The sequence below is a fragment of the Flavobacterium panacis genome, assembly GCF_024649945.1.
Classification (GTDB): domain Bacteria; phylum Bacteroidota; class Bacteroidia; order Flavobacteriales; family Flavobacteriaceae; genus Flavobacterium; species Flavobacterium panacis.
Genome location: NZ_JANKMS010000001.1, coordinates 969984 through 995069 on the forward strand (window position 1 = coordinate 969984; position 25086 = coordinate 995069).

Annotated in this window: 15 protein-coding genes; 2 read left to right on the plus strand and 13 right to left on the minus strand. The window is 34.7% G+C overall.

Annotated features, from left to right (window positions below; translation table 11 throughout):
- Nucleotides 1–13: 13 nt before the first annotated feature.
- From NQQ59_RS04145 to NQQ59_RS04180, 8 genes are all read right to left on the minus strand, one after another.
- Entirely contained in the window at nt 14–535 is a 522-nt protein-coding gene (locus NQQ59_RS04145; protein ID WP_144213900.1) for a tetratricopeptide repeat protein, read from the minus strand.
- A 6-nt stretch (nt 536–541) separates the two neighbouring features.
- Nucleotides 542–2194 (minus strand): DNA repair protein RecN, encoded by a 1653-nt coding sequence (gene recN, locus NQQ59_RS04150; RefSeq protein WP_144213902.1) that lies wholly within the window; start codon nt 2192–2194, stop codon nt 542–544.
- 53 nt (nt 2195–2247) lie between these two features.
- Nucleotides 2248–3132, minus strand: a complete 885-nt coding sequence (gene porD / locus NQQ59_RS04155) for a type IX secretion system protein PorD (protein ID WP_144213903.1) — start codon at nt 3130–3132, stop codon at nt 2248–2250.
- A 70-nt stretch (nt 3133–3202) separates the two neighbouring features.
- The gene (gene coaBC / locus NQQ59_RS04160) at nt 3203–4414 is read right to left on the minus strand and encodes a bifunctional phosphopantothenoylcysteine decarboxylase/phosphopantothenate--cysteine ligase CoaBC (RefSeq protein ID WP_144221480.1); all 1212 of its coding nucleotides are present in this window, start codon (nt 4412–4414) and stop codon (nt 3203–3205) included.
- 7 nt (nt 4415–4421) lie between these two features.
- A complete protein-coding gene (locus NQQ59_RS04165) occupies nt 4422–4739 on the minus strand; it encodes a DNA-directed RNA polymerase subunit omega (RefSeq protein ID WP_008463064.1) in 318 nt (105 codons plus the stop codon).
- A gap of 9 nt (nt 4740–4748) precedes the next feature.
- Nucleotides 4749–5543, minus strand: a complete 795-nt coding sequence (locus tag NQQ59_RS04170; protein ID WP_257698138.1) for an outer membrane protein assembly factor BamD — start codon at nt 5541–5543, stop codon at nt 4749–4751.
- 136 nt (nt 5544–5679) lie between these two features.
- Nucleotides 5680–6561 (minus strand): 4-hydroxy-tetrahydrodipicolinate synthase, encoded by an 882-nt coding sequence (dapA, locus tag NQQ59_RS04175; protein WP_144213907.1) that lies wholly within the window; start codon nt 6559–6561, stop codon nt 5680–5682.
- Between the two features lie 15 nt (nt 6562–6576).
- Nucleotides 6577–7089: a DUF6913 domain-containing protein gene (locus tag NQQ59_RS04180; protein ID WP_144213909.1), complete on the minus strand. Its 513-nt coding sequence runs from the start codon at nt 7087–7089 to the stop codon at nt 6577–6579.
- Nucleotides 7090–7136: 47 nt separating this feature from the next.
- Between NQQ59_RS04180 and NQQ59_RS04185 the strand changes: the two genes are divergently transcribed.
- Both NQQ59_RS04185 and NQQ59_RS04190 read left to right on the plus strand, forming a co-directional pair.
- A complete protein-coding gene (locus NQQ59_RS04185; RefSeq protein ID WP_144213911.1) occupies nt 7137–7913 on the plus strand; it encodes a 5'-nucleotidase C-terminal domain-containing protein in 777 nt (258 codons plus the stop codon).
- A gap of 45 nt (nt 7914–7958) precedes the next feature.
- The gene (locus NQQ59_RS04190; protein ID WP_144213913.1) at nt 7959–8870 is read left to right on the plus strand and encodes a bifunctional metallophosphatase/5'-nucleotidase; all 912 of its coding nucleotides are present in this window, start codon (nt 7959–7961) and stop codon (nt 8868–8870) included.
- Here NQQ59_RS04190 and NQQ59_RS04195 read toward each other — a convergent pair.
- From NQQ59_RS04195 to NQQ59_RS04215, 5 genes are all read right to left on the minus strand, one after another.
- Entirely contained in the window at nt 8857–9540 is a 684-nt protein-coding gene (locus NQQ59_RS04195) for a hypothetical protein (RefSeq protein WP_144213915.1), read from the minus strand. The genes NQQ59_RS04190 and NQQ59_RS04195 overlap by 14 nt on opposite strands.
- Nucleotides 9527–11533 (minus strand): NAD-dependent DNA ligase LigA, encoded by a 2007-nt coding sequence (gene ligA, locus NQQ59_RS04200; protein WP_144213917.1) that lies wholly within the window; start codon nt 11531–11533, stop codon nt 9527–9529. Before ligA ends, NQQ59_RS04195 begins: the two co-directional genes overlap by 14 nt.
- Nucleotides 11534–11772: 239 nt before the next feature.
- Nucleotides 11773–13710: an OmpA family protein gene (locus tag NQQ59_RS04205; RefSeq protein ID WP_144213919.1), complete on the minus strand. Its 1938-nt coding sequence runs from the start codon at nt 13708–13710 to the stop codon at nt 11773–11775.
- 11 nt (nt 13711–13721) lie between these two features.
- Nucleotides 13722–14654, minus strand: a complete 933-nt coding sequence (locus NQQ59_RS04210) for a PorP/SprF family type IX secretion system membrane protein (protein ID WP_144213921.1) — start codon at nt 14652–14654, stop codon at nt 13722–13724.
- 47 nt (nt 14655–14701) lie between these two features.
- Nucleotides 14702–25006 (minus strand): Ig-like domain-containing protein, encoded by a 10305-nt coding sequence (locus NQQ59_RS04215; RefSeq protein WP_257698139.1) that lies wholly within the window; start codon nt 25004–25006, stop codon nt 14702–14704.
- Nucleotides 25007–25086: the final 80 nt, after the last annotated feature.

Here is a 25086-nt window from a genome sequence, read left to right on the forward strand (position 1 = left end):
TTATTTTTTTGTATTATTTGAATTTCAGTTTTAATTTTTCAAAAGTAGACATTTTATCCTTAACCCTTTTCATATTAGCCTTCATATTGTCAATAAAATTTGGGTTTAAAGCATATTTATTAGCTTCTTTATAATAATTATAAGCCAACGAATAATCGCCTTCATATTCCGCCATTCTCCCTAATTCACTGTTATAAGAAGAGTTATCAGCATTTTCCAAATCAGACAAAGTATTATTAATATGTACTTTTGCTTCAGCATATCTTCCAATATCAATCAACAAATAGGTATAATTTAAATATGGCGCAGCGTATTTAGGATCAAATTTCATTGCCAATTTATAATGATAAATTCCTTTTTCGTAATCACTTAATTTGTTGTAATAAATCCAACCTAAATGATTGTGGGCTTTTCCAAAATCAGGATATTGAGACAGGATTTCCTCTAGCAATTCTTTTGCATCTGCAGAATTCCCTTCAGATATTAAGGCATCCGCTTTTATAAACTGATTCTCGTAAAAACTTAAACTTTCCATTGTGTTTTAATTCAATAATTCTTTTGCATGATTTAGAGCCGAATCAGAAACATTAGCTCCAGACAACATTTGAGCAATTTCGATAATTCGGTCTTCTTGTGATAAAAGTTTCAATTCAGACTGTGTATCATCACCAATTGTCGATTTGGAAACCTTGAAATGCGAGTCTCCTTTTGCGGCAATTTGCGGTAAATGTGTAATAGCAAAAATCTGCATGGTATTACTCATCTCTTTCATAATTTCCCCCATTCTGATTGCTATTTCTCCTGAAACCCCTGTATCAATTTCATCAAAAATCAAAGTCGGAAGTTTTGAATATTTTGCCAAAATAGCCTTTACAGCAAGCATAATACGAGACATCTCTCCACCAGAAGCTACTTTTTTCAACAATCCAAAATCAGTTCCCTTATTGGCAGAAAACAAGAATTGCAATTCATCTTTTCCATTTTGGAAATACGTCTCAGAAGGCTGTAACTCCATATTAAAACGAGCATTCGGCATTCCTAACGTTTCTAAAATTGCAACTAATTGTTCCGATAATTTAGGAATTGCATTTACTCTATTACCATGTATTTTAGAAGCATAATCATTAAGCTCAATTGCTTTTTCTTCGATAATTTTAGATAACGAAGCTATTTCCTCATCCATATTATCTAGCTCCAACAAAGAATTCCCTAAATCTGACTGAATTTGAAGCAAATCATCTACAGAACTCACTTGATGTTTTTTCTGTAAATTATAAATCAGTTGCAATTTTTGACTTACCAATTCTAATTGTACAGGATCATTTAATAATTTTTCTGAACAACTTTCCAACTCTTTAGAAACATCATCAAACTCAATAGTCAAACTGCTAACTCTTTCAAATAAATTTTGATATTCTGGAGAAAAAAGAGCTACTTTTTGCAATGCATTTTTAATTTCATTTAAATTATGAAAAACACCAAACTGTTCCTCATTCGCAATTGCTAAAGATTTATCCAGAGATTCTTTAATGATCTCAACATTATTCAATTTTTCGTAGTCTGCTTCTAATTCCTCCTGTTCGCCAGACTTCAACTGAGCAGCAACCAATTCATTCAATAAAAAAGTATGATACTCCTGCTCTTTTCCTGCATCACTTTGTTTTTTCAACAAAGTATTTAGTTTTGATTTATCTGATTTGTAAGATTTCAGCAATTTTTGATATTCAGTAATTATTTCTGCATTATTTGCAATAGCATCAATAATTTTGAATTGTACATTTTCATCTGATAATTCCTGAGTTTGCTGCTGCGAATGAATATCAATTAAATACAAACTCAAATCTTGAAGTTCCTGAAGATTTACAGGACTATCATTGATAAAAGCACGAGACTTTCCAGAAGGCAAAATCTCTCTTCTAATGATTGTCTCCTCTTCATAATCCAGATCATTAGCTTCAAAAAACTCTTTTAGATTGTATTTTCCAATTTCAAATTGCGCTTCAATAACACACTTTTCTTCTTTATTTTTTAAAGAAGTAAGATCCGCTCTTTTTCCTAAAACCAATCCTATAGCGCCTAAAATAATGGATTTTCCCGCTCCCGTCTCACCCGTAATTATAGAAAAACCTTTAGAAAAATCTATAGCCAGTTTTTCAATAAGCGCATAATTTTTAATTGACAGTGACGTAATCATAGGGCAATTTTATAAAATAAAAAGTTAGAGAAGATTTTTAAAATGACACAGAATTAATACTTAATCTGTGACCATTTAGTAGAATTTAACGGTGAAACTTTATTTAAGACATCTGTTAAATCTGTAATTGTAATACTTGGTCCACCAGAAAAAATAGAAACAATCTCATCTGATTTGGCATCAAAGAAAACTCGGGTAATAAAAGCATTAGGCTTCACCGAATTTAATTTACCAATAAGCATTAACGAAGTTTTTATTTTTTCTTTAGACGCTTTCAAATCAAGACTCATTCCATCAAGACCAGTATGATAAGCATACATTGTCTGACGCAAATCACTATAAGTTGGCGCTATCATATCATTAATCAAATAATAACGATTCTGAATTCCGTCTGCCTGACTCCAACCTTTGAATCCGCCTTGTTGTGCAACGCTGGCAATATTTTGTGCCGTTTGAAGGTATTGATTACCTGCTCCCATCTGAAAAGTATCGGCATCCATACCTAAAATTAGATAACAATAAAAAGAGATTACAGAAACCAAATTCGAATCGTAAGTAGTTGGATTAAACAATAATGGTTCGTATTCTGTATATCTGAAATTAAAATCTTTATCGTTATAATTTAAAACAGGAGATGAATAAGTAGAATTAAAAATCAATCTTGAAGACTGAACCTGAATGGTTCCTGTAAATTGATCTGAACTATTGGACGACAAAGTAATATACATCGAACAATTAATCCTTTCATTCTGCTTTAAGGTCGAACCAGTCCAGTCTGTTTTATTGACAAATTCAGACAAAGAAGTCTGCAGTGTTTTAAAAACCTGATTATTCGGATTCGTAAGTCGTTCTGTATTAATAGTTACTGTACAATTTAGCTGTTGCGCCTGCACAAAACCAAAGCTCAAAAATACCAACAGTGCAACTATCTTATTCATACTCTTCTAAAATTTAATTTTATAAACACAAATGATTTCCATTTCTGTTTTCGGCGTATATCTCAAACTTTTATTTTGAAAAATGAAGCATCACCTTATTCAAAATATCAGCTGCTACCGATTCTTTTGATTTTAATTCCATTGGTTCAATTTCAAAATTTTCATCAATAAAAGTGACTTTATTGGTTTCTTTTTTAAAACCGGCACCTTTATCCTGTAAGGAATTTAAAACAATCAAATCTAAGTTTTTTTTCTGAATTTTCAACTTAGCATTTTCAATTTCATTTTCAGTTTCCAATGCAAATCCAATCAAAAACTGATTTTTCTTGATCGCTCCTAATGAAGACAATATATCTTTTGTCTTTTCAAGTTCTATCGAAAATTCAGCAGCATTTTTCTTAATCTTTTGATCTGCAACAAATTTAGGTTTATAATCTGCTACAGCCGCAGCCGCGATAGCCACATCAACATCATTAAAATACAAATGACAGGCATCATACATCTCCTGAGCAGAAACAACATCTACGACCTTTACCAAAGCATTTTTAGCTTTAAAATGTGTTGGCCCAGCAATCAAAAAAACTTCAGCACCTAAATTTGCAGCCTCATTAGCAATATCAAACCCCATTTTTCCTGAAGAATGATTTCCAATAAAACGTACAGGATCTATAGCTTCGTATGTTGGCCCGGCAGTAACTAGTATTTTTTTTCCTTTTAAAGGCAGTTTACTTTCTAAATCAGCTTCTAAGAAAGCAACTATATTTTCTGGTTCTGCCATTCGTCCTTCTCCAGACAAACCACTTGCAAGTTCACCTGTTTCAGCTGGAATCATAATATTTCCGAACTGTTTTAAAGCACTAAAACTAGATAAAGTTGAAGGATGTTTATACATATCCAAATCCATTGCAGGAGCAAAGTACACTGGACATTTTGCAGATAAATAGGCCGCGATTAAAAGATTATCGCAGTTTCCTGTTGTCATTTTAGATAAAGTATTGGCAGTCGCAGGTGCAATCAGCATAATATCAGCCCAAAGAGCCAATTCTACGTGATTGTTCCAAACTGCTTCTTCATCGTCTTGATTAAAGAAACTTGAATGTACCGGATTTTTTGATAAAGTAGATAATGTAAGTGGGGTTACAAAATCCTTAGAAGCAGGTGTCATGATCACTTGGACATGTGCACCTGCTTTTATAAAAAGTCGTACTAAAGTGGCTGTTTTATAGGCTGCAATTCCACCGGAAACTCCCAGTAAAATCTTTTTACCGTTTAAAACTGACATTGTACTATTATTTGTTTGAACTTCTGTGGTAAGTTTTACCGTCTAACCATTCTTGAACAGCTAAAGCGTGTGGTTTTGGTAATTTTTCGTAAAATTTAGAAACTTCGATTTGCTCTTTATTTTCAAAAACTTCCTCTAGACTATCATTGTAAGTAGCAAACTCTTCTAATTTTTCAGTCAATTCTTTTTTAATCTCTGAATTAATTTGATTTGCTCTTTTAGCCATAATGGTAATTGCCTCATACACATTTCCTGTTGGCTCTTCAATAACTGTTTTATTGTAAGTTATTGTGTTAACAGGAGCATTCGTCTTTTTTAAATCCATGACTTTTATTTATTTAGTAAATTTTTGTAAATCTGTTTCAACTCTGGCATTCATTTCTTCTGCCTTAACTTTGTATTTTGTGTCGCTTTTAAATTTTATCAAATTAGCATAAGCTGTTTGCGCCACATGTAAACGTTCTTCCATTTTAGCAGGCACACTATTAATTGCTAACTGATATGCTGAATCATATTTGTAAAACAACGCATCTTCTTTAAAAGGTGTCCCAGGAAAATCAGCGATAAAATTATCAAATGCTACTAAAGCTGATTTAAAATCTGAAATGGTATTGTATCCTTTAGCATTTTCGTATGCTTTTTTCTCTAATTTACCATTTAATACTTGAACAGTTTCATTAGCTTGTGCCAAATATTCTGAATTTGGGTAATTATCAATAAAAGCTTGTAATTTCTCTAATGCTTTTACAGTATCAGCTTGGTCTAAGCTGTAAACTGGAGCTAATTTTGAATAACTATATGCACCTAAAAAAGCTGCTTCTTGTACTTTTTCGCTTCGTGGATAACCTGAAACAAAACTTTCAAACTGGTAACCAGCTAAATAATATTGTTTGGTTTTGTAATACGATTGAGAAAACATATAAAATAGCTTTTCTGCTTGAGGTTTTCCTCTATAAGAAGGTGCTAACTGCTCAAAAAGACGAATCGCTTTATTGTATTTACCAGCATCATACATTTTTGTTGCCACTTCAAACTTAGCTGCAACATCTTCATTTTTTAAAGCTTTTTGGTATTCTCCACAAGAAGCAAAAAGGGCAACAACTATTAATAATGATACTATTTTCTTCATTTATTTACTTTTATTATGATCTCTTAGACAATTTGCCAAAACAAAATCACACCGAAGTTTCGGTGGCAAATTTAGTTATTAATTTAGCGACTGCAAAATAATTTTTTAGTATCTTAAAATACTAACACTTTAACAATTATTTAATGCTGTTTTTTACAAACTCATTTAATCTTGCAGCTAGAGAATCATCAACCGAAACTAACGGAAGACGAACAGTATTATCTGCAATTCCAAGGGCTTGGAAGATTTGCTTGATTCCAGCTGGATTTCCCTGCTCAAAAATCATATCGATACTGTCTGATAAAAAGTAATGTGTTTTGAAAGCGTCTGCCGCTTTTTTATTCAATCCTAAACGAATCATCTCTGAAAATTCTTTTGGAAAACCTTGTCCAATAACAGAAATTACTCCTGCTCCACCTGCTAAAACGATTGGTAATGCCAACATATCATCTCCAGAAATTACTAAGAAATCTTTTGGAGCATTTTTAATAATCTGCATTGCCTGAGCCATATCACCCGCAGCTTCTTTAATTGCTACAACATTTTCAAAATCATTAGCCAAACGAACTACCGTTGCAGGAAGCATGTTACTTGAAGTTCTTCCTGGAACATTATATAAGATTACTGGAACTGGAGAAGCTTCAGCAATTGCTTTAAAATGCTGATAAATTCCTTCTTGTGTAGGTTTGTTATAATATGGAGAAACAGATAAAATTGCTTCAAAAGCAGAAAAATCTCTTGTTTTTAATTCTTCAACAATCTGCATAGTATTGTTTCCTCCAACTCCTAAAACCAGCGGTAATCTTCCTTTATTTACATCGATTACAGTTTTTATAACCAATTCTTTCTCTTCTGCTGTAAGAGTAGCATTTTCAGCCGTCGTACCCATAACAACAAGATATTCTACTCCTCCATCAATAGAGAAATTTACAATTCTATGTAAAGCCTCAATGTCAACTGAAAAATCTTTTTTAAATGGCGTTACAAGTGCAACTCCTGTTCCTATTAATGATTGCATATTTTTAATTATAATTTATTTTATATTTTTTAAATACCTAAACAATTCTGAAACGAATAGTTTATAGTTTTCTAGTTCCGTATTTATCATTAAACGATTCAAATCGTTGTTTACTGCGGAAAATCCAACTTTAAATCTAGCTTTTGATTTACTTGTGAGCATCATCAAAATTGTATTTTCTATATCATAATAACTTATCAAAAGATCAAAATCCTCATTTATGAATTCTTTTAAAAAGTCTTCTGAAATCTCCCCCTTCCAATTGATGTGTTTTTTACCAAAAGTAGGTCGTAAATACGTTTCATTTTTCTTGAATTTTGCATTGAAAGCAACAACTTTTATGTTTTCTGAAGCAATTCCGTGAATAGTTAACTCCTTTTTTAAAGCTTCTGAATGACTAAAATTACTTTCATCTATCAATAAACCAATTGTTTGAACGTTGTTTGAAAAGACTTCATTTTTTACATCACTTAAGTTATTTTTTAATGATTTTTTTACAAAAAATTCCTTTATATAATTCAAAAACATAGTACTTTTACCAGATTACAAAATTAATTATTTAAGTTGCATTTAAAATGGTAAAACTAAAAAAGTATAACGTATTTTTAAAACTTTTTGTTATATTCTTAACATTTTTCATATTCTCCTGTAGCCCTAAAAACTACAATTTAAACAAAATCGAAGGAAAACAGCTTCCTATTACTGAAAAAATTGGTGAAACTCCAGCAATTGAAGCTTTTATAAAACCGTATCGTGATCATATCAATCAGGATTTGGATAATGTATTAGCATATTGTCCTGAAACGCTTGACAAAAGCACTGGAAAATGGCAGACTAGTATTGGAAGCTTACTCGCTGATGTTTGTCTACAAAAAGGAAACACTGTTTTTAAATCTCGTGAGAATAAAGATATTGACTTATGTCTTTTAAATCATGGTGGTATTCGCGCTATTCTTCCTAAAGGAAATGTTACAACAAGAACAGCTTTTGAAATTATGCCTTTTGAAAACAATTTGGTTGTGATAGCCCTAAAAGGAGAACAAATCCAGGATATTGCGGCTTATATTATTAAAGAGAAAAAACCTCAGCCATTGTCTGGAATGACATTTACAATTACAAAAGACAATACTGCAAAAAATATTATGGTACAAGGCAAGCCACTTGACTTAAATAAAACTTATTATGTTGCTACCAATGATTATTTAGCAAATGGTGGTGACAGTATGACTTTCTTTGCTAAAGGCACTCAAAAATTCGACTTGAACTATAAGCTTAGAAATGTACTGATTGATTATTTTAAAGATGTAGACACGGTTCTTGCTCCGAAAAATATTCGAATTACAGAAGAATAAAAATCAAAGAAAATAAAGTAAGCATTCCTGCAAAAAAAATATAAAATGAAAAGAAGAGAGTTTATCGAAAAAACAGCAGCAAGTACTGCCCTATTAAGCTTAGGATTGTCTTTGAGCAGTTTTGGAACTAACGATATTAAGCATTTAACTATTCTACATACTAACGATGTGCACAGTCATATCGATCCTTTTCCTGCTGACGATCCACGTAATCCTAATAAAGGTGGTGTTTCTCGTCGTGCAACATTAATTGAAAGTATTCGTAAAGAAAATCCGAATGTTCTTTTGCTAGATGCTGGTGATATTTTTCAGGGAACTCCATATTTTAATTACTACGGAGGTGAATTGGAGTTTAAATTAATGAGTATGATGAAGTATGATGCTTCAACTATTGGAAATCATGATTTTGACAACGGTCTTGATGGATTATATGCTCAACTTCCTCATGCGACTTTTGACTTTATCAACTCCAATTACGATTTCAAAAATACGGTTATGGACGGACATGTTAAACCGTACAAAATCTTTAATAAAAACGGAATTAAAGTAGGTGTTTTTGGAGTTGGAATTGAATTGCAAGGTTTAGTAGACAAAAAATTATATCTGGAAACTGTCTATAATAATCCTGTTGAAGTTGCTCAGGATATGACACAGCTTTTGAAAAAGCAAGAAAAATGCGATTTAGTAATCTGTCTTTCGCATTTAGGCTATAAATACAAAGACGAACCAACAAAAATCAGTGATTTAACCTTTGCTGCACAAACTCAAGATATTGACTTGATTATTGGAGGGCACACACACACTTTCTTAGACAAACCAACAATTGTAAAAAATAAAGCTGGTAAAGAGGTTTTGGTAAATCAGGTTGGTTGTTACGGAATCAACTTAGGCCGTATTGACTTTTATTTTGATAACGATAAAGCACATACAAATCAAAGTGCAACTATTGTAGTGTAGCGTTTCTATGAATTCTGGCTTTTTCTAAAAAATATTCTACCATAAAGTAATAAGCCAAAATTTGAGTTACATCTCGTATTAAAACCAAAGCAATTGAATAAGTGAAATATTCATTGAAAATATAAAATATATCCGAAAAGATATAGCTTACAGCCATTAGGGACATCAATAAAGCAATGTGTGTCCCTTTTGTGATGTAATTGACAAAGCAGAAATAACTCATTATACTTAGTACAATTCCGTACAAAATATAAACAAAATTAAACTTCATCATATTGTCTAATTTTAGACTTAGAACTGAAATCAATAAATAGACTATAAAAACTACTACAATAGAAATTGGCAGAATGTCTCTTTTTGTTAAGTGTATTTTTTCATGTTCCCTAATGAATATGAATATTAGTAAGGAGTAAACAATAAGGAAACTAAAAACTCCTCCAAGTTCAATATCCATTAGATCAGAAACCTGCCCAACAAAACAAAAGAAAAAAATTACGCCTTCTGTCTTGCCTATTTGGAATTCGCTACTTATTAAAAAATAAATAAAAATTGCAGGAAGTACAATGGCTTTAGCATAAGTCGCAAAAAAATCCTGTTGTGTCCAATCAAAAATAATTGTACACAACAAGGCGAAAAAAAACAAAATTAACGACGGTTTATTCGCTTTCATTTAATTTGTTTATAAAATCTTCTTCGGATAATATCGGAATGTTTAATTTGGTTGCTTTTTCTAATTTTGCTGGTCCCATATTATCTCCTGCTACAACAAAATCTGTTTTTGCAGAGATTGAACTTCCAACTTTCCCTCCATTATCTTCAATGGTTTTCTTAAGTTCATCTCTTGAAAATTGACTGAAAACACCAGAAACGACAAATGTTTTTCCAACAAATTTATCTGTTGCATCTGGATTTATCTTTTCTTCAATTTCAAACTGTATTCCGTAGCTTTTTAGGCGTTCTATAATGATTTTGTTTTCTTCATTTTCAAAAAACTCAATAACACTTTTTGCAATTCGCTCCCCAATTTCATCAACCAAAATCAAATCCATTAAAGAGGCCTGGCTTAAAGCGTCTATATTTTTATAATGTTTGGCTAATTTTTTAGCCACAGTTTCTCCAACAAAACGAATTCCTAGCGCAAACAATACGCTTTCGAAAGGAATTTCTTTTGATTTCTGAACTCCGTTTACCAAATTTTCAGCAGATTTTTGAGCCATTCTTTCTAAATGAAGAATATCTTCTACTTTCAATTCATACAGATCGGCATAATTATGTACTAAATCGTTTTTAAAAAGTAAAGCTACTGTTTCTCCTCCAAGTCCTTCAATATCCATTGCCTTTCTGGAAATGTAATGTTGAATTCTTCCAATAATCTGCGGAGGACATCCATAAAAATTTGGACAATAGTGATTTGCCTCGCCCACATTTCTAACCAATTCGGTATGACATTCTGGACAATAAGCGATATAATTTGTTTTTTCTGAATTCTCTGGACGTTTTTCTAAATCTACTGCAATGATTTTTGGAATAATTTCTCCTCCTTTTTCTACAAAAACAGTGTCATTTATTCTAATATCTAATTTTTCGATTTGATCGGCATTATGAAGAGAAGCTCTTTTTACGATTGTTCCTGCAAGTTGTACTGGCTCTAAATTGGCAACCGGTGTGATTGCTCCCGTTCTTCCGACTTGGTATGAAATTGATTTTAATTTGGTTGAAACTTGCTCTGATTTAAATTTATAAGCAATTGCCCAACGAGGAGATTTTGCCGTATATCCTAATTCTTCTTGATGTTGAATGCTGTTTACTTTGATAACAACTCCGTCTGTTTCGTATGGCAGATTATGACGATGAACATCCCAATAATCAATAAAGTCAAAAACTTCCTGCATGTTATTGACTAATTTAGCTTCTTTTGGTACTTTGAATCCCCAATTTCTAGCAGATTCTAATCCTTCATATTGAGAAGAAAAAGGCAGATTATTTCCTGTTACAAAATACAGCAAACATTCTAACGGACGTTTTGCAACCTCAGCACTGTCTTGTAACTTTAAACTTCCCGAAGCGGTATTTCTTGGATTTGAATATGGAGTTTCTCCAATTTCAATTAATTCCTGATTCATTTTTTCAAATCCAGCAAATGGTAAAATGATTTCACCACGAATATCAAATTTATCTGGATAATTTCCTTTTAAATGAAGCGGAATTGATTTTATGGTTTTAATATTATTAGTAACCTCATCTCCCTGAAAACCGTCACCACGTGTTAGCGCCTGAACCAATTTTCCGTTTTCGTAAGTAATACTGATAGAAGCTCCATCATATTTTAATTCACAGGTATATTGTAAATTAACATTTCCGAGAACTCTTTGAATGCGGTTTTCCCAATCTAGTAAATCTTCTTTAGAATAAGAGTTATCCAAAGAATACATTCTGTATTGATGCGCTATTGTTTTAAAATTTTTGGTAACTGCACCACCGACTCTTTGTGTTGGAGAATTCTCATCAAAAAACTCAGGATGTTTGTTTTCTAAATCCTGAAGTTCTTTCAGTTTAATATCAAAATCATAATCAGAAATCGTGGCATTGTCTAACACATAATAGTTGTAGTTGTGTTGATTAAGTTCATTTCGTAATGTTTGAATGGTCTCTTGAATGCTCATAAAATATTGAAATTATAATTGTGATAAAACTGTATATCAAAATTAGAATTTATTTTTGTTCGAAAGCAGAAAAAATGAAAGTTTTAAAAAATCAAAAATCAGACTGCAAATTCATGCAATCTGATTTCCTCCTTGTCCATTATTCTTAAAAAAGAATTAAAAAAACCAACTTCCAAATGGTTTTGCCGTTTTATGTTTTTTAAACTGATAATCAATAAATTACAGTTGCAAATATAAAACTATTTTTGAATAATGATAAAATCCGAACGTCTATTTAATACGTGTTCTTCCTCAGTACATTTCACCCCATTTTTACATTTATTGATTAATCGAGTTTCACCATAACCAATTGCGCTCTCAATTCGAGCAGGATCAATGCCTTGTGACAAGATATAATCTCTAGTCGATTTTGCTCTATTGTCTGATAATTTCAAATTATAAGAATCTTTACCGCGAGAATCTGTATGAGATTCAATTTTGATTCTGATGTTTGGAAATTTCTGCATTATAAAAACGACTTTAGTAAGCTCTTCTACAGCTTTTGGCGTGATATCATATTTATCATAATCAAAATAAATTGGATTTACATCTACTTTTTCAACACCTTGTTTCTTTACAACTAAATCATCGTAGTTACTTAATTCAAAATTCACATTGGTAATTTCGCCACCGTTTTGACCTGTAGTTTCAACAGTTTTGTCATCGCTGCTGTAATTTGGTTTTGCAGCAATCATTTTTACCACTTTATTACAAGGAACTTCTATGGCATATTTTCCGTCGTAATTAGTTTTGGTTTCTCCTAAAACTTCACTGAAAGAATTATAAGCCAAAATAGTAACATCTGTCAACGGCTTTTTAGTTTTTCTATCAATCGCCATTCCGGAAATACTTTGGTTACAAACTGGTTTTCCTTTTACAAAAGAATAAATATCGTCATCACCTTTTCCTCCCGCTCTGTTAGAAGAAAAATATCCGTAAGTATCTGCTTTGTTAATTATAAAAGCAAAATCGTCTTTGTTACTATTTACAGGCGCTCCAAGGTTTTTTGGTGTTGTGAAATTTCCATCTGGCAAAAATTTGCTTTCGTAAACATCTAAATCTCCCCAACCGTAATGTCCATCAGAAGAAAAGTATAAAGTTCCGTTTTGATAGAAAGGAAAAACTTCGTTACCAATGGTATTAATAGTTGGACCTAAATTTAAAGGAGAACTCATTGTACCGTCTCCAGCAATTTTCACTACATACAAATCCGTTTCTCCAAATCCGCCTGGCATATCTGAGGCGAAGAAAAGCCATTGTCCGTCTTCACTTAATGAAGGATGTCCGACTGAATAATCATCATTGTCAAAAAAAACTTTCTGTGGATTTTCTAGCTTATTATCAACAATTGATCCTTTGATAATCTGAAAATTATTGACTTTAGCTTCATCCACAACCAATTTATTTTTCTTTACAATATTTGTTGAATAATAAATGGTTTTTCCCTGACTGTCGAAACTCGCTGTTGCTTCATGATATTTAGTCATTACGTTTGGCATAAAAACGGTTTCGTTGAACAGGCTTCCATCAGCAGGATTTCTTTCAGCTAAATACAAGCTCAAAAAAGGCTGATTGTTCCAACTATACAATTTTTCACTAAACTTGGTAGTATCACGAGCCGAAGAAAACACAACCTGATCTTTGAAAAAAGTTGCCCCAAAATCTGACTTACTGGTATTGATATCTAGATTTTTAATAGTGAAAAGAGGTTTTGCTTTTGATAGACTGTCCATATATTGCTTTTGAACAACATATCTATTGACTTCCTTTTTATCTCCTTTTTTATCTAGATATTCTTTCGTGATTTTATCTGCTTCATCATAATCCATGACAGCTTTCATGGATTGGATATAACGCAGATAGTAAATATCAGTTAAATTATTTCCCTGAGCTTCATAAAGTTTGCGATACCATTTAAGTGCATTTCTGGAATCTGAAATAAAGTAATAGGAATCGGCAGCATTCTTCAACGTTTGTGCTGAAGGATTTTTTATGTTTGCCAAACATTCTTCATAAGCTTTTGAAGCATCCAGGTAAGAAAAGTTTCGAAACAAAGCATCGGCTTGTTTCAAATTAGTTTTTTGAGCGAAACTAAACGTAACGCTCAAAATTAAACTTAGGATATATAGTTTTCTCATAGGTTTTATTTTTAGAAGAATCGAGGAGATTTGATTTTGCTTTGGTTTTTCACAAATTGATAACGCAAGATGATCTCATGCGAACCATCGTTGTATTTGTTCAATTGGCTTACAGTATAATCAAAAGCATATCCGAGATAAAAACTTGGTGCTATTTGAAAACCTGCTAGAATACTCACAGAATCATCTGTTCGATAAGCTCCTCCTATGACAAACTTTTCTTGAATCATGAAATTAGCCGATACATCTGCTGTAATTGGTGCTCCACTTACTGCTTTTACTAAAAATGCTGGTTTGAATTTCAAATTTGGATTTAAATCAAAAACATAACCTCCTATTAAGTAATAGTGCAGACGATCATAATCTATTGATTCCTGAACATCATCATAATAATTGCTTCTCATAAAACTTGGAACAGAAAGTCCTACATACCATTTATCTGTGTAGTAGTAAATACCGGCTCCAACTGCTAGTTTCATTTGATTATTGATGTTCTGATTTAACAGAACATCATCATTATCATAATACCTTCCTTTTGACCAGTCGATGTTTAACATCCTTGCTCCTGCTTTTAAACCAAAAGCAAGTCTTTTTTCATACCCTAAAGGAATTGAATAAGAGAAGTTTCCATCAAAATATAGTTCATCAGAAGGACCAATTTTATCATTTACAATACTCAATCCCAAACCTATTTTTTCATTTCGAAGAGGAGAATGAATAGAGAACGATTGTGTTTCTGGTGCACCAGAAATTCCAATCCATTGCGAACGATACAAAAGTGCTGCGTCTATGGTTCCGGTAGATCCAGCATAAGCTGGATTTACCGCCATAGTATTATACATATACTGTGTATATTGAGGCTCTTGCTGCGCTGTGGCACAAACCGAGATAAAAGAACATATTAAAATGAAATATGTTTCTAATGATTTTATATATAGTTTCATAACGATACTTATTTAGTTTAATTAATTAGATGATTAATAGAAGTGGCTTATCTCATAATAGACAACCAGCCTTTTTTAACCGTTCCATCTCCAATGGTTATCACATAAAAATAAGTACCTGTTGGCAACATATCTCCTCTATTAACAACTCCAGACACATTTGCTGTTCCGTCCCAATCATTTTCATAATGTACTTTACTGTACACTAATGCCCCGTATCTGTTAAATACTTTCAACTCGTTGTTTGGATGAGTTTCGATACAATCGATTCTGAACAGATCATTTTTACCGTCATTATTTGGTGTAAACTCATTGTAAACAGTCAAACAAATTGGTTCTAAAGTCACTGAAGCTGAATTATTTGATGCATCAACATCTAAAGGAGTTGAAGTTTCTACCGTTGCAACAACTGTGTAATTTCCACTTGGCAGTACTTCGGCAACAATTGTTAATACTACACTTTGACCAGCATTTAATCTAGGTATTGTCCAAAGTTGTGTAGTAGGATCATATGTTCCAGAAGTTGCAGATGAACTTACTAATTCTAAACCGCTAGGAAGTAAATCACTAACAATTGTATTTATAAAATCACCTTCTCCAACATTATTAACTGTTATCGTAAATGTTACTTTATCGCCAAAATTTGGAGTTGGATTATCTACAGTATGCGTAATCGTTAAGTCTGAACAGCTTGTTACACTAACATTTAATGTTTTAGTTGTTCTCTCGTCGCAAGTGTTTGTATAAGTTACAGACACTGTTCCAGGACCAACATCAGACCAGGAAACTGTAACAGAACCATCTGCTGCACCTCCGCCAGTAACAATTGTTCCTCCATTAATTGTCCATACATAATCAGATTTACCATTTGCAATTGAATAAGTCACTCCTTTGAATACACATGGAGTATCATCTGTTGTTGCAATTTGATAAGCTGCATCATTTTCAAATGCAACTGTTATGGCTAATCTCGGTCCGTTATCACAGCCATTCAATGTATTTGCCAATGCTCCTGCATAATAAGTAGTAGCTGTCAGAGGAGTATTAGCTGCTAATGGTGTTCCTCCAGTTGCAGCAGCGTACCAAACCACATTTGGTTCATTCACTAAAATACTAGCCAATGTTGGCGCTGCAGATAGACAGAATGTCTGAGCTGTTCTTGGCGTAGTAATTACACCAGGTGTATTTACATTTACTGTCACTGCAAGTCTATTTGGATTTTCACAGCCAATTGCGCTTGAAACTGCACCATAATAAATACCTGTTGTAAGTGCTGTTGTTGCTGGAATTGCTGTTCCACCTGTAGCTGTACTGTACCAAACTACATTTGCTTCATTAACCTGAATGCTAGCAATTGTTGGTGTATTTAAAGTACAGAAGTTTTGCGTTGCATTATTTGTTGTTGGTGTTGCACTTGGATTAACAACTGTAACTGTTACTTGCAAACGAGTTGTACTTTCACAACCTGTTGCAGCATCTACAATGTTTCCAAAATAAACACCTGAAGTAAGTATAGTTCCTGCTGGAATTACTGTACCTCCTGTTGCAGCTGTATACCAGATTACGTTACTTTCGTTTACCTGAATATTAGCAACTGTCGATGCACTTGTTGAACAGAAAGTTTGAGAAGCATTATTTGTTGTTGGATTAATTGTATTTCCAACTACAACTGCTACCTGCAATCTCACACTGCTTTCACAATTTGTTACCGGATCTTTTATCGCTCCAAAGTAAGTTCCCGTTGTTAAAACTGCTGTAGAAGCTAGAACTGTTCCTCCTGTTTGTGTTGTATACCAAACTACGTTACTTTCATTAACCTGAATATTAGCAACTGTTGGATTAGTTCCTGAACAGAAAGTCTGCGTTGCACTATTAGTTGTTGGTGTTAACGGATCTGTTACTACAACATTTACAGTCAATCTTGAAGTACTTTCACAACCTGTTGCAGGATCTGAAATTGCTGCAAAGTATTGTCCTGTTGTTAAAGCAGTCGTTGATGCGATCGCTGTTCCACCTGTTAAAGCAGTGTACCAAACAATATTGCTTTGGTTGAATTGAACACTAGCAAATGTAGGTGCATTTACCTGACAGAAATTTTGTGTTCCTGCTGTTACCAATGTCGGTGTTCCTGGATCGTTTACATTAACATCAACTGTCAATCTTGAAGCACTTTCGCAACCTGTAGTTAGGTCAGAAATTGCTGCAAAGTATTGTCCTGTTGTTAAAGCTGTAGTTGGCGCGATTACGGTTCCACCTGTTAAGGCAGTGTACCAAATAATATTGCTTTGATTGAACTGAACACTTGCAAATGTAGGTGCATTTACCTGACAGAAGTTTTGTGTTCCTGCTGTTACCAATGTTGGTGTACCTGGATCATTTACAATCACTTCAACTGTTAATCTTGTTGCGCTTTCACAACCTGTAGTCGAATCTGAAATTGCTGCATAATAAGTTCCACTTGTCAAAGCTGTTGTTGATGGGATCAAAGTCCCTCCACTTACAGCGGTATACCAAACAATATTAGCCTGAGTAGTTTGGATGCTCGCAAATGTCGGTGCATCTTCCTGACAGAAACTTTGTGTTCCTGCTGTTACCAATGTTGGTGTACCTGGATCACTTACAATCACTTCGACTGTTAATCTTGAAGCACTTTCACAACCTGTTGTAGGATCACTGATTGCTGCGTAATAAGTTCCACTTGTCAATACTGTTGTTGATGGAATCAAAGTTCCTCCACTTACAGCGGTATACCAAACGATATTACCTTGATTAAATTGAACATTTGCAAATGTCGGTGCATCTTCCTGACAGAAATTTTGTGTTCCTGCTGTTACCAATGTCGGTGTTCCCGGATCATTTACAATCACTTCAACTGTTAATCTTGAAGCGCTTTCACAACCTGTAGTCGCATCTGAAATTGCTGCATAATAAGTTCCACTTGTCAAAGTTGTTGTTGATGGAATCGCTGTTCCGCCTGTTAAAGCTGTATACCAAACAATATTACCTTGATTGAATTGAACATTTGCAAATGTCGGTGCATTTACCAGACAGAAGTTTTGAGTTCCTGCTGTTACCAATGTTGGTGTACCAGGATCATTTACAATCACTTCAACTGTTAATCTTGAAGCGCTTTCACAACCTGTAGTCGGATCTGAAATTGCTGCATAATAAGTTCCACTTGTCAAAGCTGTTGTTGATGGAATCAAAGTTCCTCCACTTACAGCGGTATACCAAACAATATTAGCCTGAGTAGTTTGAATGCTCGCAAATGTCGGTGCATCTTCCTGACAGAAACTTTGTGTTCCTGCTGTTACCAATGTTGGTGTACCTGGATCACTTACAACCACTTCAACTGTTAATCTTGAAGCACTTTCACAACCTGTTGTAGGATCACTGATTGCTGCGTAATAAGTTCCACTTGTCAATGCTGTTGTTGATGCGATTGCTGTTCCACCTGTCAAAGCTGTATACCAAACGATATTACCTTGATTAAATTGAACACTTGCAAATGTAGGTGCATCTTCCTGACAGAAATTTTGTGTTCCTGCTGTTACCAATGTCGGTGTTCCCGGATCATTTACAATCACTTCAACTGTTAATCTTGAAGCGCTTTCACAACCTGTAGTCGCATCTGAAATTGCTGCATAATAAGTTCCACTTGTCAAAGCTGATGTTGATGGAATCAAAGTTCCGCCAGTTAAAGCTGTATACCAAACAATATTAGCTTGATTGAATTGAACACTTGCAAATGTCGGTGCATTTACCTGACAGAAGTTTTGTGTTCCTGCTGTTACCAATGTTGGTGTACCAGGATCATTTACAATCACTTCAACTGTTAATCTTGTTGCGCTTTCACAACCTGTAGTCGGATCTGAAATTGCTGCATAATAAGTTCCACTTGTTAATGCTGTTGTTGATGGAATCAAAGTTCCTCCGCTTACAGCGGTATACCAAACAATATTAGTTTCATTCGTTTGAATACTTGCAAATGTTGGCGCATTTTCTTGACAGAAGTTTTGAGTTCCTGCTGTTACTAATGTTGGTGTACCTGGATCACTTACAATAACATCAACCGTTAATCTTGTTGCACTTTCACAACCTGATGTAGGATCACTGATTGCTGCGTAATAAGTTCCGTTTGTCAACGCTGTTGTTGATGCGATTGCTGTCCCACCTGTCAAAGCTGTATACCAAACGATATTACCTTGATTAAATTGAACACTAGCAAATGTTGGTGCATCTTCTTGACAGAAGTTTTGAGTTCCTGCTGTTACTAAAGTCGGAGTTCCTGGATCGTTAACATTTACTGTTACTTCCAATCTTACCGAACTTTCACAACCAGTAGCTAAATCTCCTGATGCTGCATAATAAGTTCCACTTGTCAACGCTGTTGTTGCTGGAATTACAGTACCACCTGTCTCTGCAGTGTACCAAACAATATTAGCACCAGTAACTTGGATACTTGCAAATGTTGGTCCATCTTCAGAACAGAAATTTTGAGTTCCAGGTGTCACTAAAATAGGTGTATCTGGATCACTAATTATAATCACTGCATCCTGCAAGGTTCCTGCAAGGTTTTCACAAGTATTAGTACTGGAAACAGCTACATAATAAGTAATTGGGCTCATTGCTTTTGTTAAACCTGTTGCTGTCAAAACACCTGCTGTACTTATTGCATACGTTACATTGTTTATTACAGCACCATTTGTTATTGGCTGCGTTTTATTGGCATCTAAATACCATGTAAATACTGGTGCAGTCAATGTTGGTGCAGTTGGAGTTAATGATGCTGGTACACTGTGACAAGCAACCAAATCATCAACTAAAATATCATTTCCTGTTGAAGGAGGTAAGATCGTAAATGTAATTTGTTTTCTATCTGCTGGAGCAGTTTCACAAAATTGATCTGAGCTAACTCCTACATAGTAAGTATAAGTTCCTGGTGCCAATCCGCTTACAGTTAACTGTGAAGCTATTTCGCCTGCAATTAATTGACTTGTAGTTCCGTTAAAACTATACCAGTAGTAAGTTGGATTTGTTAGAACTGGTGTTCCACTCAAAGAAGTAGCTAAAGTTACAGTTCCAGAAGTTGAACAAATTGAAGTTGTAGTTCCTCCATTTAAAGTAATGTTTGTTAAAGCATTTGTTGGCGCAGAAGCTTTAACTTCAACTGTAACTTCACCTCTTGCAAAAGTTTCACATCCATAACGTACTGGCTGTACATAATATTTATAGATACCTGAGGCTAAATTTGCTGGCACTGTAAAGTCTGTACCTGTTGCTAGAGCAGTTCCTCCCGTTGGTGCATCATACCAAATATAGGTTGAACAGGCCGTTTCGGGTATTTGAAGCGAAATGGTGGTCCCTGGACAAACTACAATTTTGTTTGTAGGATCAGCTCCAATAATGGTTGTATTAGCGCTTCTTTCAACAGTGTGAACTCTTAGGAATTCCAAGACACCTGCAACTCCTCCAAAACGAATTCTTACTCTATCATAAACTTCTGTTGGAGAAGAAACTAATGCCACTGCCATAGTATTTCCTGGCAATAATCTTAAACTTAATAATGTGCTTGTATTTTGAATAGGTGCACCTACAGCTACATTTCCTAAATAACGCTGAATTGAAAATCCTGTAAGGAGATTGACATCCAGAAGAGTTGCTGGTTTAGAAATCACAATTCTTAAAGTATCACTTACTACAGAAACAGTTTTAAATTGAACTGTTAAATCTGCTGCAGCTAAAACTCCTGCACCACTATACATTGTAGCAAAAGTTGTAATATCATTATCTGCAACATTGAATGCATCACTTACTCCTACTAAAGCAGTTGCAGCTCCTATACCGATATCTGTTGCTCCATAAAATACATCTTGTATATCACTTCCATTACAAGTAATAGCCGTAACTGGCTTTTTATAATAAGCATCAAATACTTTTACATTTTGCGCTACGCTTACAAGAGAAGCAGATTGAATTCTAATTCCATCATAATCTTGCGGTCCTGCAGCATTAGAAGGAACAAAAGTAAATTCATAAGTATTGTCTCCTGAAATTAAATTTAATAACGAACCAGATACAGATTGCATCGTTCCGATATCAACTCCTCCTTTAGTCCCGATTACTGATAAATTTTGTCCAACAGCCAATAAGCTGTATTCTGAACCTAATTTTACAGTTACTGGAGTCCCTTTTACAATATTAGCCGGCCAAGTTAAATTCTGCCATGTAGTGCCAATTCCTAAAAGTCCAATTCCTGTATTTATAGTAGAATAGGTTTGTGTATTTCCATCAACTGCATTTGCAGCATCAGAAACACTTCCAGTAATAATTGATCCTGTAGTTTGTGCTGTCGCATATTCTCTTTCTGTCAAAGACTGACAGTTAGTCAAATCAATAACATTGATAACTTTTGTTACTGTAGTAGTACAAGCACCTAGAGTAGCAACTGCAGTATAAGTATAAACTCCAGGAGTATTCAATATACCTGTTGTAAAAGTTGGTCCGTTCAAAGCATTACCTTGAGGATCAAACCAAGTAATTGTTCCATTAGAAGTAGCTGTTAATGTAACATTTGTACCTACATTTACAGATTCTTGCGGATTAGTTACAACCAAAGCTGGTAAAGGATTAATTGTAACAGTAACTGATTGTCTAACAGAAGGACATGTAACTCCATTTCCTTGTGCTTCAATCGAATAAACACCCCCAACTGTTATATTAGCTGCTTCAGCTGCTGTAATTTCAGTATTTGAAGAATTAAAAAATCTATAGGTTGTGTTTCCTGTATTATCAAAATTCGTAATTGCATTAGTTAAATTAGCACTTCCACAACCTGCTAATGTTGAATTAACTGTTAGAACTGTAGTTGTTGGGAAAGTAACAATAACTTCTTTTAATGTACCATTTGCATTTTCACACGTCGCTGTTCCAGAAACAGATATATAATACGTAAATGGTGTATTTGCAGCACTTAAACCTGATATTGATAGTGCTCCAGTTGTTGGATTTTTAGAAAAAACCGCATTAGGCTGACCTGCAACTGAGCTTCCTGTAATCTCTACCACTTTATTTACATCTGTATAATATCTATACTGTGCCCCTGCTATCGTTGAAGTTGGCGCTAAAATCGTTGTACCATCACAAGCCGCTTCTATTGGACTAGTAATTACTATATCAGTACTTGTAGCCAAAGGATTTACTGTAACCGTAACTGGCTGACGTGCGCTATTTTCACAGGCACCTCTAGAAGCATCTAAATAGTAAATTGTAGTAGCAATTAAAGCTGGCGTAGTATAATTTGCTGTAGCTGAAAGTTGAGTACCTCCACTAGGCGAGTCATACCATGCAAATGTTTCACCTACCGCTGTGGAACTAGCTGCTAAAGTAGTAGACTGTCCAGCACAAAGTGCAGTACCATTTCCAGTAATAGTAGCATCTTTAAATCTGAATGATGCACCATAAATATTTAATTGTCTCAAAGCAGTTACAATACCACCTAATCTTACTTGAACTCCTGTAAAATTAGCTCCTGCTGCAAAACTAGCTCTGAAACGATTTCCTCCTAAAAGCTGTACATTAGCAAGCGAGTTAATCGAAACACCATCTGTATTGTCAGTAGCTCCATTGTAACTTTGTAAACTAATATAAGAAAGTGCACTAATATCTAATAAACCAGTAGGAAGTCCTAATTCAACCTCGATAATATCTCCCGCTAAACCTGCAGTCGCAAAATCAAGTTTTTGCTGTACGTAGCCTCCTAAACCAACTGGTACTGCAAGAGTTGTTGCTGTATTATTATCTCCGTCTACAGATAATGTTTCTGTTCCAGTCACGGCTCCACACAAAACACACAATAATCCATCATTTGATATGGTTTGATTATTGGCCTGTAAACAAGTCGTAATAGGCTTATTTACAATTACTGTTATAGATGTTCTTGCAGCACTTACACAGCCTGAAGCATTTCTAGCTTCAATATAATAAGTTGTATTAGCTGTTAAAGCTGGTGTGGTATAATTTGTACTTGACGTAAGCAAAGTACCACCTGTTGCCGCAGTATACCAATCATAAGTAATACCTGCCACAGGATTAGAAACCTGCAAAACAACCGTTTGACCAGATTGAATTGTAACTGTTGGTGAGGTAACAGTTGGAGCAGCTGGCAGTGGACTCACATTTAAATCTACTGGAGTACGTGCACTAATACAACTTCCAATAACAGCTTCTACATAATAACTTGTATTTGCAGATAAAACTGGAGTTGTAAATGAAGTGCCTGTAAACACAAGATTTCCACCTGAAGCAGCATCATACCAATTGTAATCTGTTCCTGCTACTGGTGTTTGTACTGTAATAATAGAAGTTTGTCCGCTACATAAATTGGTTGGAGTTGCTACCAAACTAGGTGCAACTGGCGTAACTATTGAAACTGAAACAGGTTGTCTTTCACCATTTACACATCCATTTCTTGTTACTTCAAGATAATATGTTGCTGCAGAATTTAACACTGGAGTTGTGTAAGCTGCTGTACTCGCCAAAAGAGTTCCTCCTGTTGGTGCATTGTACCATGCAGCAGTTTCCCCCACAGCAAGTCCCGCTGTCAAAGTAGTAGATGTACCAGTACAAATAGAATCATTACCAGAAATTACGGCAGCTTTATATCTATAAGAAGCTTGATAAATATCTAAACTTGTCAACACTGTTGCAAGACCTCCTAATCTCACTTCAACACGATCAAAATTGGCACCTGCAGTAACACTAGCTCTAAAACGGTTTCCTCCTAATAATTGAACATTCAATAAGTTATTAATAGAAGTTCTATCATTATTAAAAGTCGCTCCATTATATGTAGCAAGACTAATATAACTTAGAGCTGAAACATTTAAAACACCTGCTGGTAATTCCAACTCAACATCTACAATATCTCCTGCTTTTCCAGGATTATTAAACTGTAAAGTCTGCTGTACCCAGCCGTTAATTAGACCAACTGGAACTGTCAGTCTCGCAGCTGTAGCGATATTTCCATCAACAGATAAGTCTGGATTGGTAGAACTACATAAAAGACAAAGTCCGTTAAGCAGTGTTTGCTGGCTATTAGCCTGTAAACATCCGCCTAAAGGAGTCGTGATAACATTTACCAAAACAGGAACTCTAGCCGTGCTCACACAAGCACCCGTAGCACTTTGAGTTTCCACGTAATAGGTTTTTGATGCTGTTAATATAGGTGTTGTAAACGTTGGTGTATTAGTTGCAATAGCAGTACCTCCTGTTGCCGCTTCATACCAATTTATTGTTGCTCCTGCCTCAGAAGTAGAAGCACTTAGCGTAGCATTTTGTCCAGATTGAATGGTAACACTCTGTGTTAAAACCGTAGGTGCTGCCGGAACTGGACTAGAGACAACATTTACCTGAGTTCTCGTCGGACTGATACAAGTCCCAATTGACGCTTCTACATAATAACTCGTTGTTCCTAGTGGAACTGTTGGAGAATATGTAGTTCCTGTTGCCAGTGAGCTTCCGCCATTTGCAGTCGAAAACCAATTATATGTTGTACCTGGTATCGGATTTACAAGAGACAAAGTAGTCTGCTGTGTTGGCGTACTGGAACATATTGCAGTTCCTGTATTACTAACAGCTGGTGCCACCGGATTGGACACATTCAATACCACTGGAACCCTATCGTTACTTTCACATCCTCCTGCACGTGTAACGCCAATATAATAAGTTGTATTAGCTGTTAATGTAGGCGTAGTAAATGTATTACCAGTAACCAAAGCGCTAGTAGACGTTGGAGAACTATACCAAGCCAATGAAGTACCTGCAGAAGGAACCGCAGTTAAAGTTGCTGTACTTCCTGAACAAACTGTTTGAGTTAAACCGTTATTTATTGTAGGTTTTGCAAAGTCAAGTCTGACATCGTAAATTCTAAATTCAGTAAGTGCCGTAACAGCACCGCCGAGATTAAACTGAATTTGATTGGCTGGAGCAGTCAATGTTAATCTTATAACACCAATAGCATTACCTGGAAGTAATGACAAATTAAGTAACGGACTATTGACCGCTACACTCGAGCCTACATTGACTCCATTGAGTTTTGCCTGCAGATTTGCCGTTGACAATAATGACAAACTTAGCAAACCTGAGCCACTACCAATGTACATTACCACCTGATCACCAGCTTGTGCTGTCTGCCCAAAGGTCATAGTTTCTTCTACCGTACACAATACCCCTACAAGGGTATTCAAAGAGGTATAAGTAGTTAAACTAGGATCATTGTCATAAGCTGCCGTTGGATTAGTCAGGGTAGCACCTACACATGCCAAACCAGCAACACTATTAGTATTAGACACTGGTCGACAAAAGGTTTGGGCAAAATTTTTATTACAAAGAAGTAATAAAAACAAAAGCCCTAATGATCTCTTATAACGTA

Bases quoted from the DNA above. Each gene is read 5' to 3' on its own strand.
- NQQ59_RS04145 (WP_144213900.1), bottom strand. From the start codon at position 535: ATGGAAAGTTTAAGTTTTTACGAGAATCAGTTTATAAAAGCGGATGCC.
- recN (WP_144213902.1), bottom strand. From the start codon at position 2,194: ATGATTACGTCACTGTCAATTAAAAATTATGCGCTTATTGAAAAACTG.
- porD (WP_144213903.1), bottom strand. From the start codon at position 3,132: ATGAATAAGATAGTTGCACTGTTGGTATTTTTGAGCTTTGGTTTTGTG.
- coaBC (WP_144221480.1), bottom strand. From the start codon at position 4,414: ATGTCAGTTTTAAACGGTAAAAAGATTTTACTGGGAGTTTCCGGTGGA.
- NQQ59_RS04165 (WP_008463064.1), bottom strand. From the start codon at position 4,739: ATGGATTTAAAAAAGACGAATGCTCCTGTTAACACAATAACTTACAAT.
- NQQ59_RS04170 (WP_257698138.1), bottom strand. From the start codon at position 5,543: ATGAAGAAAATAGTATCATTATTAATAGTTGTTGCCCTTTTTGCTTCT.
- dapA (WP_144213907.1), bottom strand. From the start codon at position 6,561: ATGCAATCATTAATAGGAACAGGAGTTGCACTTGTAACGCCATTTAAA.
- NQQ59_RS04180 (WP_144213909.1), bottom strand. From the start codon at position 7,089: ATGTTTTTGAATTATATAAAGGAATTTTTTGTAAAAAAATCATTAAAA.
- NQQ59_RS04185 (WP_144213911.1), top strand. From the start codon at position 7,137: ATGGTAAAACTAAAAAAGTATAACGTATTTTTAAAACTTTTTGTTATA.
- NQQ59_RS04190 (WP_144213913.1), top strand. From the start codon at position 7,959: ATGAAAAGAAGAGAGTTTATCGAAAAAACAGCAGCAAGTACTGCCCTA.
- NQQ59_RS04195 (WP_144213915.1), bottom strand. From the start codon at position 9,540: ATGAAAGCGAATAAACCGTCGTTAATTTTGTTTTTTTTCGCCTTGTTG.
- ligA (WP_144213917.1), bottom strand. From the start codon at position 11,533: ATGAGCATTCAAGAGACCATTCAAACATTACGAAATGAACTTAATCAA.
- NQQ59_RS04205 (WP_144213919.1), bottom strand. From the start codon at position 13,710: ATGAGAAAACTATATATCCTAAGTTTAATTTTGAGCGTTACGTTTAGT.
- NQQ59_RS04210 (WP_144213921.1), bottom strand. From the start codon at position 14,654: ATGAAACTATATATAAAATCATTAGAAACATATTTCATTTTAATATGT.